This is a genomic window from Sinorhizobium saheli (genome assembly GCF_001651875.1).
GTDB classification, from domain to species: Bacteria; Pseudomonadota; Alphaproteobacteria; order Rhizobiales; family Rhizobiaceae; genus Sinorhizobium; species Sinorhizobium saheli.
Genome location: NZ_LNQB01000094.1, coordinates 56,440 through 67,020 on the forward strand (window position 1 = coordinate 56,440; position 10,581 = coordinate 67,020).

A 10,581-nucleotide genomic window follows, 5' to 3' on the forward strand; every position below is an offset into this window, starting at 1 on the left:
GATGCGAATCCTGAACCCCATTCCCGCGAACGACCCGTCTCAGCTGTCCTGGTGGCAGCTGGACATTGCGCCGGCCCGTGCAGACATGAGGCCCCCTCTTTCCGGTGAGGTCAGCTTCGACGTTGCAATCGTCGGCGGCGGCTTCACAGGCCTGTGGACGGCCATAACGCTCAAGCAACGGGCCCCTCGCCTGCGCATAGCAATCATCGAGGCATTCCGCTGCGGGGACGGCGCAAGCAGCCGTAACGGGGGGAACGTACACGGCTACTGGGGAGCGCTGCCAACGCTCGTGCCGCTGTTCGGCCCCGACAAGGCGGTGGAGGCCGCCGAACTTGGCACGCTCGCGCAGAAAAGACTTCGCGACTTTGCCCGCGCGCCCGGCCGGGATGTGTGGTGGGTCGAGGAGGGTTATCTGAGGGTCGCCACATCAGAAACGCAGATGGCCAAGCGCGATGCGTTCCTGAAGTTGGCGCGCGACCTCGGAGTGCCTGACAGCGTGCGCGCACTGGACCGGCGCGAGCTTGCCGAAATGTGCGGCTCCCTCAGGTTTCTTGGCGGTTTGTTCTTCAAAGAAGGCGCGACGGTGCACCCGGCGCGCTTGGCCGACGCTCTCCGGCGAGAAGCGTTGGACTTGGGCGTCGAAATCTTCGAGAACACGCCTGTACAGAAGATCGAGAAAGGGCCGACCGTTCGGATCCGCTGTTCCACGGGATCGGTGGTCGCGCGCGACGTCGTGTTGGCGAACTATACCGGGACCATGGGGCTCTCCTCGGTTGCCGCGGCGACAACCCTGTTCTCCAGTTTTCCTGTGATGTCGGCGCCCAACGAGGTCGCGCTCGAGCGAATGAATTACAAGGTCGCGCGGGGGCTTGCCGATCTCAGGATGTTCACCCACTACTTCCGCAGAACACGCGACGGCCGCATTCTGATGGGCTCCGGCTCGGGTCCGATTGCCTTGGGCGCGGCCCATGAGGCGCCGGAGCTGCGAATTGACGCGCGCAGCTGCGCAAGGGCCGAAAGCGGCCTGAAGCGCTTTTTTCCCGGCATGGCAGAGGCGGGAATCGCGGCGAGATGGGGCTGGCCGATCGAAGTCGCCTCCGACCGTCTTCCCTTCTTCGGGACGGTCAGTGGCACGCGCATCCATTTCGGTTCCGGCTATTCAGGCCATGGCGTCAACGCGACGTGCATTGCCGGCGAGTGCCTCGCCTCCCTCGTCCTGAACGAGAAGGACCGCTGGTACAACTCACCATTCTGCCAGCGTGAGCGGGTACGCTTCCCTCCGGAGCCGCTCCGCTACATTGGCGGCACGATGATCCGCAACGCCATCGTGAAGTGCGAGGACGCCGAGGACGCCGGGCAGCCCCAACCTCTCCTGGCGCGCGGCATCGCCGAGATTCCAAGAGTGATGGGTATGCGGATCGGCATGCGCTAGCGCTCACTCCGCACCACAAAACGTAAGAAGCCAGTTACATCAGGAGAATTCCATGGGCATCGTAAGGCATGAACGCAACGGCAAGCGGCTGAGCCACGTGCTGGTCAACAATGGCACGGTTTACGTGACCGGCCAGGTGCCGGCAGACCGGACGCAGGGCATCGCTGGACAAACCCAGCAGCTCCTGGACCGGATCGACCAACTGCTGGGACTGGCTGGCACCGACAAGTCTAAGATCCTCTTTGCGCAGATATGGCTGAAGAACATCAAGCGCGACTTTGCCGCCATGAACGAGGTTTGGGAAGCATGGGTGCCGCAAGACGCACTTCCCGCCCGGGCCACCGTCGAAGCGAACCTGGCCGCAGACGACATCCTGATCGAGATCGCGTTGCAGGCAACTCTCGAAAGCTGACCGAGCCGCCGGCCGATCGAGCGATCCCCGCGGACCTTACCGCTAGCGAGGAGACCAAGTTGATCACAAACTTGCATGGAAGCACCGCGCTCGTCACCGGAGCGTCCTCGGGGATCGGACTCGCCTCTGCAAGGTTGCTTGCAAGGTTGGGAACAACGGTGGCGGTAAGCGCACGCAGAGTTCCCGAGCTTGAATCGCTGGCGGAGGAACTTGGCAACGGGGCCATTGCCATTGAGGCCGACATATCCGACGAGACGAGCGCTACGGCCGCCGTCGTGACTGCCTGGCAGAAGCTTGGCCACATCGACATCCTCATCCATGCGGCCGGAATCGTTACTCCGGCACCCATCAGCGAGCTTACGCCCGCGCTGTGGCGCAGGCATCTGGACGTGAACCTGTCCGGAGCTTTCTACGTCATGCGCCAATGCGGCCTCAGAATGCGGGAGCGGGCCGCAGGCAGCATCGTTGCCGTTGCCTCCGATCTCTCGTTCAACGGCATGGAGAACTACGCCCACTACTGCGCATCCAAGGCGGGACTCGCCGGCTTTGCGAAAGCACTGGCGCTCGAGCTGGCGCCCAACGTCCGGGTCAACTGCGTGTGTCCCGGCCCGGTCGACACTCCTATCATGGAATCCGAACTTCAATGGTTCGGCGGAACGCCGCAGGTCAGGGAGAGTGCGGTGGCTCAGGTTCCGCTGAAGCGCTTCGCAACGCCGGAAGAGATCGCACGATTTATCGTATTTGTAGCAAGTGAGGCTACCTTCGCCACCGGCAGCATGCTCAGCACCGACGGCGGAACGACCGCCCGCTGAAAGCCCGGGCTGGGTGCGCCTGCCTGAGCAGGTCTGGACGCAAGAGAGGGGGCGTTTGCGGGACAGGGCGAAAGACTACCTTAAGCGAATAGTTGCCGAGCCTTATAGGGTCGATTCCGGTAGGGGGCGAAATGACACCCTAACCGCCATGGCAACGTTTACACGACGGGGATATGGCCGGTTTCCGCCATACAACGGGGGTTGGATGGGCACTTAGTAGACGGCATGGTGCGACCCGTTGCGGACCTAGGCACCTAATCCGGTGAACGGCTCGACTAGGCCCAAAGCTGCCGTGCCACCCATCAAACAGTTCGGCCTTGGTCGTTCCACCGTGTGTATCGCGAAATGCGTCGACTGGGGGCCGGCCGAGCCGCTTAGTAGCGCGACTTTGCTTTTCGAGCCTTGCCCCTTAAGCGGCTTCGTCAGCGCCTCGACGATCAGCGGCTCAGCGGCGACCGCAAAAAATGGTGCCATCGCCGGATTCGATTAAACGAAGGCTACACCACACGAAGGTGCGCCTCGCAACGCAGCAGCATGCCGTAAAGATCACGCGGCTCGTCGGGGTCGGCCAACAGATCGAGTTCGACATAAAGCCCGGTTTCTTCGAGCTTGCTGCGCACATAGCGCAGCGCGGAGAAATCCTCGATCGCAAAACCCACGCTATCGAATAGCGTAATGACCCGCTCCGACTGACGGCCTTCACATTTGCCAGCGATAACTTCCCAGAGTTCCTTCACCGGATAGTCTGAAGCTAGCTGCTGGATTTCGCCTTCGATGCGGGTTTGCGGCGGATACTCGACGAAGATGTCCGAGCGCAGCAGAATATCCCTGTGGAGCTCGGTCTTGCCGGGGCAGTCGCCGCCGACTGCGTTGATGTGGACACCCGGACCGACCATGTTGTCGGACAGGATCGTCGCGTACTGCTTGTCCGCGGTGGCTGTCGTGATGATGTCGGCGCCCTCGACGGCTTCCTGAGAAGAACTGCATGCCTTGATCGTGAAGCCCTTGCCGGCGAGGTTCCCGGCGCAGCGCTCGGTCGCGCTCGGGTCGATATCGTATAGGCGAAGTTCGGTCACGCCGACGATTGCCTTGAAGGCAAGCGCCTGGAACTCGCTCTGCGCCCCGTTGCCGATGATCGCCATGGTCTTCGAGTTGGGACGGGCCAGATGTTTCGCGGCGACGGCCGACATCGCCGCCGTGCGCAGCGCAGTCAGGAAGGTCATTTCAGAAAGCAGCGTCGGGTAGCCGTTGCCGACATCCGAGAGCACACCAAAGGCCGTGACGGTCTGGCGGCCCTCCTTCATGTTTTTCGGATGGCCATTGACATATTTGAAGCCGTAGAGCGTTCCGTCGCTCGTCGGCATCAACTCGATCACGCCTTCTTTCGAATGCGACGCCACACGCGGGGTTTTGTCGAACTGTTCCCAGCGGCGAAAGTCCTCTTCGATCACCAAGGCGAGCTCGGTGAGAAAGGTCTCTATTCCGACCTTCAGCACCAACCTCATCATGTGGTCCACGCTGACAAAAGGTACGATGTTCAGATTGGAGTGAGCAGTCATTGCATTCGATCCTTTTGGTTTAGCCCTACGCCCTTGGCCAGGTGAGACGGCTGCCTCACCTGCCTCGCAGCGTCATTTTCCCTGGCTGTTGTCGGCGAGGAATGTTTTGGCGATTTCGGAGACGAGATCCGGAAGCACCCCGAACGCGTAAGATTCATGCACGCGCTCGAACTTCTGGTGGAACTCGCGACCCCAAGGGCCGAGATTAACCGTCGGGAAGCGCTGGGCATTCTCCGGCGGCCGATCGATCAGCCGCGAGATCGGCGTGTTTTCCGAAACAACCCGGCTGCCGCTTGCGGCCAGACCAAGGAAGCTCATATCGGAGATGCCCTGGAAATGAGGCTTCCAGACCAGACTGCGTTCGGGATCGTTGCCGAGACCTGCACGCGCCTTCTCGATCGCTTGATGCAGGGCGCGGTCGTTCGGTTCGTTGAGCCGCAGATGACTGGAGGGATAGTGGAGCCCGGAAAATCCGATAACGATTGCGGGGCCGGACAGGCGAGCGATCCCGACCAGCCACTCCGTCAATTGCCGCGTGAGCACGAGCGGATTGTCGATATGGGAAAGCGCTTTTTCCTGTTGCATATAGAGCGCGTCGAAGCCTTCGCCGGAAACCTGTGCCGCCAGTGTGCGCAATTCATGGAACGTCAAAAGGCGCGGCCTTGCCGGAGTGGCGCCCGCGCTTCTACCGACGAGTCTGCCATATTCGACGGACTGGGAGCCGAAACGATCCACGGCTTCCGCGGCGCCGGATAGGACTTCCTCCCTGAAGCGGGCGAAGAGCTCGTCCGCCGTCATCGCATGGTACAGCCAGTTGAACGCGATCCAGAACCGCTCCGGCGTGGTCACTTCATAGCCGTCGCGGAGGTCCTTGGCTTCCAGGCAAATCGGCGGCGGCGAAATATCGTTGTCATCGCGATCCGCCAGCTCAGCGTTGCCTTCCAGACGCGCCAGAATTCCGGCGGCCATGGCTTGCGCGCTGACGCCTTCGAATGGATAGCTGGCGTGAGAGCTGCAGCCGATCACCAGCGCGAAGGGCAGAAGCTTGCCGATGGTGCCCGCATAGACAGCGCGGCCTTCGCTGCCGTCGCCTTGATCGGACGTCACGTCTAGGTTGATACCCGCCGCAATCTCGACGTCGAATGCTGCCGCGAGGCTCGGCAAGGCATCTCGAAACGACCGCATGCCGCGGCTTTCACGTTCTTCGTCCGGCGTGGCAACGAGCATCAAATTGCCCTGCCGATCGGGGTCGGCGGCAAAGTCCTCGAGGCAGGCGATCGCAACCGCGATGCCGCTCTTCATGTCGAGCAAGCCGCGACCAGGCAGGAAGTCGCCGCTCAGCAGATCCTGCAAAGCCCGCTCCTCCTGCTCGGAGCGGTCGTCTCGCCTCGAGAGGTTCTCGATCAATGCTTCCTTCAATTTAAGACAGTCGCACGCCAGCGGCTTAAGTTCGTGATAATTGTCGGTCGAGACCGTATCGAAATGCCCCGCCATCACGAGCGAGCGCTTGCCCGTGCCGCGAACGAGGGCGACAACATTGCGGGTGAGTGGATCGCCATGGCTATCGACCAGACGCAGGTCCTCGGGATGCTCGCGGAAATAGGGGAGCTCGCTCAGAAGTCCGTGTAACTGTTCAGCGAACTTGGCTTCGCCCGACGTGCCGGTTTCGCTTGGCCACGACGTAAGGCGCAGCGCAAGTTCCCGAGCACGCTTGCTATCGATCCGGGTTCCGGTTCGAGAAACACTCTTTTCTTGTACGTTCGTCATTCTGTTTCTCAGCCTTTCAGTTCGACAGATGTTTGCGAAGGAAGGCGCGCGTACGCTCCTCAATCGGGTTGGACAGGACCTGACGGGGATCGCCCTGCTCGACGACAACGCCACCATCCATGAACAGGGCGTGATCGGACACTTCGGCGGCGAACCGCATCTCGTGCGTCACGATCAGCATGGTCATGTGTTCGGCGGCGAGCTGCTTCATGACCTGGTTGACTTCCTCGACAAGCTCGGGGTCGAGGGCCGAAGTCGCCTCATCGAACAGCATGACTTTCGGCTGCATCGCGAGAGCCCGGGCTATCGCGACACGCTGTTTCTGGCCCCCGGAAAGCCGGGCGGGATAGGCATGGCCCTTGTCCGCCAGCCCGACCTTCGCAAGGAGGGCGTTGGCTCGGTCGAGAGCAGCGGCCTTGGTCAACCCTTTGAGGCGCATGGGCCCGATCATGATGTTCTGCAGGACTGTGAGGTGGGGAAACAGATTAAACTGTTGGAACACCATGCCCATTTCCTGGCGGATATGGTTGATGTGGTTCTCGAATGCACGCCCTTTCAGCGGCCGGTTGACTTGCTGGCCATCGAGCCAAATCTCGCCGCTAGACGTTTCCTCGAGCATATTGATGGACCTGAGCAGGGTGCTCTTTCCGGAGCCGCTTGGGCCGATGATGGAAACGATCTTGCCGCGGGCGACACTGAGGTCGATCCCCTTCAGGACTTCGTGGCTGCCGTAGGATTTGCGGATCTGGCGCAATTCGATCATGGGCGCTTGTTGGGTCATCGGATTTCTTCCGCTTTGCGGCCGGCAATGCTCAGCAGGAATTCCATCGCCAGGTTGACGACGTAATAGAGAAGGGCCGCGGTGAAATAGAATTCGAAGGGGCGATAGGTCTCGCTGATGGCACGCTGTGCGTCCAGAACCAGTTCGGAGATACCGAGAACCGACAGAACGGCGGTGTCTTTCAGGAGGATGATGCTGTTGTTGCCAACTTGCGGCAATGCCGTAAGGATGGCTTGCGGCACGATGAAGTAACGCCGGGTGGCGCCGCGGCCGAAGCCCAGCGATCTCGCCGCTTCCGTCTGCCCGGGATCGACGGCCTGCAGGGACGCACGGAAGATATCCGCGTTGTATGCGGCATAGTGCAGGCCAAGTCCAATCACCCCGGTCCAGAAGGCCGGAAGCATGACGCCCACCTGCGACAGGCCGTAGTAGAGCAGGTAGAGCTGCAGCAGCAGCGGCGTGCCCATGAATAGGAAGATGATGCCGCGCACCGGCAGGCTTGCGACGCTTGACCCGTAGAGCGTTGTCGTGGCGATGACAATGCCGAGCAGAACGCTGATGGAGCCCGCCAGAGCGGTGATGAGAATGGTCCAGAGCAGACCGGTGAACAGAAGTTGCGAATAGGAGCCTACGACGCTGAAATCGAGTGTCATGCTTTTGCCCTCCTGCCGGCGTCGAAGAAGTGTTCCACGCCGCGCACGATGAGCGAAATGACAGCCACGATGGCGATATAGGCAGCTCCGGCGACTGCAAAGACCTCGAACGGCTTGTACGTGGAGGTGACGAAGCGCTGCGCCGAGTAGGTCAGTTCCACGACGCCGATCGTCGACACAAGTGCGGTGCTCTTCGAGAGAATAACGGTGTTGACGCCCAGCGAGCGGATCATCAGCGCCGCCGCCTGCGGGAGAATGAAGAGCCGCATGGTGTCAAAACGGCCGAAACCGAGCGACCGCGATGCTTCCGACTGTCCCTTCTCCACGGCGATGATGGCGCCCTTGATGCCCTCCGACATGTAGGCGCCGATGTTGAAACCCATGGTCAGCACACCTGCCACAAACGGCGTCAGCTCCAGGCCCAACTGCGGACCGCCAAAGAAAACGATGAAAAGCTGCACCAGAAGGGGGGTGCCACGCATGATGCTGACGTAAGCCGTTGCAAGCCAGCGTATCGGCGTGACTCTGGAAAAGCGTCCAATTGCCACGATCGTGGCGACGATCAGCCCGATTACCAACGAACAGATCGTCAGGCTGGTCGTCAACAGAGACGCTTCTGCTATGTAGGGCAATATTCGCCCGATAAGTTGGAAATCCATTCCGGCCTCTCCGGACAGGCTCGCGAGCGATGCGCCGACCTTTTCCAGGCCGCATGAAACGGCACCCTGCGGTGACGCACCCAAGAGCTACCAAACTCGACGGCTTCGGCGGCCTGACATCGTCAAGCCGAACCCTCCGTCATGCTTTCGAAGGAGGACAAGGACCGGGATGCGGTTGGCGTCCCGGCCGCAGATCTTAGCGGATGTCCTGACCAATCCACTTTTTCGAGATGATTTTGTAGGTACCGTCAGCCATCATATCGTTCAGCGCCTTCTGCATGGCAGCGGCGAGCTCGGGATTGTTCTTGCGGATAGCGATACCGATATCGTAGCGGGGAAGCGTGTCGTCCTTGACCTGCTCGATCGGCGCGTTGCTCTTGGCCATCGCCACGAACACCGGAACATCATCTGCGACGATCGCGTCGACGCGGCCGGCGCCGAGATCGAGAAGCATTTCCGGAAGACCCTTGTAGGTCCGGATCTCGAACTTGTTTTGATCGCGCGCCCATTTCTCGGCGGCTTCGCCCAACGTGACGCCGACCGTCTTGCCTTCGAGCTCGCCAACACCGGCGATGCCGGCGCCCTTGCGAACGAAGACAGCAAGGCCGGAGCGGTAGTAGGGACCGACGAAGTCGACGGCCTTCTTGCGCTCTTCGGTGATGCTCATGGAGCCGATGATGGTGTCATAGCGACCGGTAACCAGACCGGCGATGATGCCGTCCCATGCGGTCGTCACGATGTTCGGCTCGGCCTTCAGGCGGCGAGCAATCTCGGAGCCGATATCGACGTCGAAGCCGACTACTTGGTTGTTTTCGTCAACGAAGCTGAAGGGTGGAAACGCGCCGGAGAGAGCAACCGACAACTTGCCGGCATTCTCGATCTTCTGCAGGTCATCCGCCTCGGCAGCGGTGAACGGCAAGCAGATCGCAGCAGCCATCAGAACAGCGGAAAAAACACGGTTCAGTTTCATATATTTCATCTCCCATTCGACCCGACACGGCGGATCTCGCGTGATTTACGACGGCCAAAGGCATGGATCGATCGACAGAATGCGAGGCCCGGTTATTTTGTTTGGTCCCACTTATCCGGCCGGCTCTGCATCGATAGGACGGAGTCGTAGGACGTTTTCGGAGAACAAAAAAGAACACAAAGTGCTTGATATTCTCAATATATGCCGAAATAGTAACTAGAATGACGAAATTGGAAATAGCCCATGGACGATCTTGATAGACGGCTGATCGCAGAATTGCGCATCAATGGCAGGGCTTCGGTGCCGCAGCTTGCGCAGCTTCTCGGAGTCGCCCGAGCAACAGCCCAGAAGAGACTGGATCGCCTTGTCGCTGACGGACATATCAAAGGGTTTACGGTTCGTCTGAAGGACGACATCAGCAAGGATCTGATCAGAGCATTTATCCTGATCACGGTAAGCGGCTCACCACGGCCCGCCGTTGCAGCCATCAAGCGGCTCCCCGGAGTAGCGTCGCTTTCCAACACGAATGGCGTTTGGGATGTAATCGCCGAAATCGAGGTTGCCACGATGTCAGAATTGAACGAGCTCATCTCAACCGTTCGGGCGACAGACGGCGTCTCGAAGAGCGAAACCTTTATCATGCTGGGCCCAGCATGATCTGGAGCCGGACGTTCATGTGATTCTGACGCAATGGCAACCGAAGGAATGATAGCAAAAGCTGAGGATTACTCCTCGTTTCGCGCTTCAAGATCAAAGGTTACCGACGCCATTTCGAAGATCTTCTGTGCGGTGGCAGGAATCTCCGCGGGTGAGATCGGATCGACACGACACCGACCATTCTGACGTATTGGCCAGAGAACAACTCGGCTCGTTTTGCCCCTCCCAAGATGGAATGACTGCTTCTGCCGCCGACAGCTGCGCGGCGACAATCAAGGTGAGACTCGTCTCATCCTGATCGTCGCGCCATAGACAGCCCAATGTGAGCAAACCATCTTGAATAAGATGTTCAGCGCAGTATCCGTCCATTCGTTTCATGTTCGGGTCTTGACGTCGCTTAGCGGGAACCTAACGCTACGCCCTCCGAATGACGGCTTCGTCCGCGATCATGCCATTCCGGCAATTGCGGTGAGGGGCAATCCCACCCGCTACTGTCCTTGGAATCTGACCGCCGAGTGGCGGAAATCTGCACATTCACGTCATTCGCCGCTCGCGCGATAGCGCTTGGCGATATCAGCAACCGTATTCGTGCTGATGGCTAGATCGCGGGCGATCCAGCGAGAGCTGCGACCTTCCTCGAAGAGCGCCAGCACCTTCGATGCGAGCCGACTTCGGCCGTTGGCCGAGCTGTCGCCCGAGCTTGCTTCCACGGGCTTTGGCGGCCGCGAGACCGGATTTCACACGCTCGCTGATGAGATCGCGCTCGAACTCGGCAATGAGCCGGGCCTTTCGGCGTACAGCCATTGCCCGTTCATTCTGCCCATGTCGGTCAGGAATTGGTGGTTCATTACCGTTGGCATCCCTATTTTGGCCACAAGG

The 10,581-nt window shown here is 60.2% G+C and carries 11 protein-coding genes; 4 read left to right on the forward strand and 7 right to left on the reverse strand.

The window, feature by feature from the left end:
• Position 1 precedes the first annotated feature (1 nt).
• Genes ATB98_RS24295 through ATB98_RS24305 form a run of 3 tightly spaced genes read left to right on the forward strand, consistent with a single transcriptional unit; the run spans position 2 to position 2,656 of the window.
• Complete coding sequence (locus ATB98_RS24295; protein WP_066878361.1) at positions 2-1,432, forward strand: FAD-dependent oxidoreductase; 1,431 nt, start codon at positions 2-4, stop codon at positions 1,430-1,432.
• Positions 1,433-1,484: 52 nt separating this feature from the next.
• Entirely contained in the window at positions 1,485-1,844 is a 360-nt protein-coding gene (locus tag ATB98_RS24300) for a RidA family protein (protein ID WP_066878364.1), read from the forward strand.
• 59 nt (positions 1,845-1,903) lie between these two features.
• Positions 1,904-2,656, forward strand: a complete 753-nt coding sequence (locus tag ATB98_RS24305; protein WP_066878366.1) for an SDR family NAD(P)-dependent oxidoreductase — start codon at positions 1,904-1,906, stop codon at positions 2,654-2,656.
• 497 nt (positions 2,657-3,153) lie between these two features.
• Here ATB98_RS24305 and ATB98_RS24310 read toward each other — a convergent pair whose 3' ends face one another.
• The 6 genes from ATB98_RS24310 to ATB98_RS24335 form a co-directional block, all read right to left on the reverse strand.
• Positions 3,154-4,215, reverse strand: a complete 1,062-nt coding sequence (locus ATB98_RS24310; RefSeq protein ID WP_066878368.1) for an ornithine cyclodeaminase — start codon at positions 4,213-4,215, stop codon at positions 3,154-3,156.
• Positions 4,216-4,287: 72 nt separating this feature from the next.
• On the reverse strand, positions 4,288-5,982 hold the full coding sequence (locus ATB98_RS24315) for a M20/M25/M40 family metallo-hydrolase (RefSeq protein WP_066878371.1): 1,695 nt from the start codon (positions 5,980-5,982) through the stop codon (positions 4,288-4,290).
• A 16-nt stretch (positions 5,983-5,998) separates the two neighbouring features.
• Positions 5,999-6,763: an amino acid ABC transporter ATP-binding protein gene (locus ATB98_RS24320; protein WP_066878373.1), complete on the reverse strand. Its 765-nt coding sequence runs from the start codon at positions 6,761-6,763 to the stop codon at positions 5,999-6,001.
• Positions 6,760-7,416: an amino acid ABC transporter permease gene (locus ATB98_RS24325; protein ID WP_066878375.1), complete on the reverse strand. Its 657-nt coding sequence runs from the start codon at positions 7,414-7,416 to the stop codon at positions 6,760-6,762. Before ATB98_RS24325 ends, ATB98_RS24320 begins: the two co-directional genes overlap by 4 nt.
• Positions 7,413-8,075: an amino acid ABC transporter permease gene (locus ATB98_RS24330; RefSeq protein WP_066878377.1), complete on the reverse strand. Its 663-nt coding sequence runs from the start codon at positions 8,073-8,075 to the stop codon at positions 7,413-7,415. Before ATB98_RS24330 ends, ATB98_RS24325 begins: the two co-directional genes overlap by 4 nt.
• 196 nt (positions 8,076-8,271) lie before the next feature.
• On the reverse strand, positions 8,272-9,045 hold the full coding sequence (locus ATB98_RS24335; protein ID WP_153435691.1) for a transporter substrate-binding domain-containing protein: 774 nt from the start codon (positions 9,043-9,045) through the stop codon (positions 8,272-8,274).
• A 243-nt stretch (positions 9,046-9,288) separates the two neighbouring features.
• Between ATB98_RS24335 and ATB98_RS24340 the strand changes: the two genes are divergently transcribed.
• The gene (locus ATB98_RS24340) at positions 9,289-9,702 is read left to right on the forward strand and encodes an Lrp/AsnC family transcriptional regulator (RefSeq protein ID WP_066878379.1); all 414 of its coding nucleotides are present in this window, start codon (positions 9,289-9,291) and stop codon (positions 9,700-9,702) included.
• 573 nt (positions 9,703-10,275) lie between these two features.
• Here ATB98_RS24340 and ATB98_RS30390 read toward each other — a convergent pair.
• A complete protein-coding gene (locus ATB98_RS30390) occupies positions 10,276-10,506 on the reverse strand; it encodes a recombinase family protein (protein WP_456114852.1) in 231 nt (76 codons plus the stop codon).
• Positions 10,507-10,581 lie beyond the last annotated feature (75 nt).